The sequence below is a fragment of the Mesorhizobium sp. M4B.F.Ca.ET.214.01.1.1 genome, assembly GCF_004791545.1.
GTDB lineage: Bacteria > Pseudomonadota > Alphaproteobacteria > Rhizobiales > Rhizobiaceae > Mesorhizobium > Mesorhizobium abyssinicae.
Map to the genome: position 1 here is coordinate 1 of NZ_SRUX01000167.1, position 340 is coordinate 340.

Below are 340 nucleotides of genomic sequence, written 5' to 3' on the forward strand. Positions count from 1 at the left end.
GCTGGCTGAAGTCGCGGGTGAGACGGTAGGGGTGCGCGGCACCATGGCCGCGTGCAGCGGATGCGCGGCCAGTTCCCGGCCCGGTTGCAAAACATCGGCGCCTTGCTAGAAAGGCTTGGGCGGGTGGCGTCATGAGGAATGCTCATGGTTGCCGACATCATCAGGCCGATCAGCTTGAGTTTTTCGCTGCTGCGGCGCTTCTGGCCGCAGCTCGTAGCGCTGGTGCTGGCCGGGGTGCTGGCCGGCGATCTCCTCCTGCAACTGGCGGCCAAGGTGGCGCTCGCCAACCATTTCGCCGGGCTTGCCATGCTCACTTTGGTGGCGCTGGCGCAGCTGGTGG

General features: G+C 66.5%; 1 pseudogene. It reads left to right on the forward strand.

The features are described from left to right. Window positions 1–144: 144 nt before the first annotated feature. Window positions 145–340, forward strand: a pseudogene (locus tag EN857_RS33755) (hypothetical protein); the annotation flags it as partial.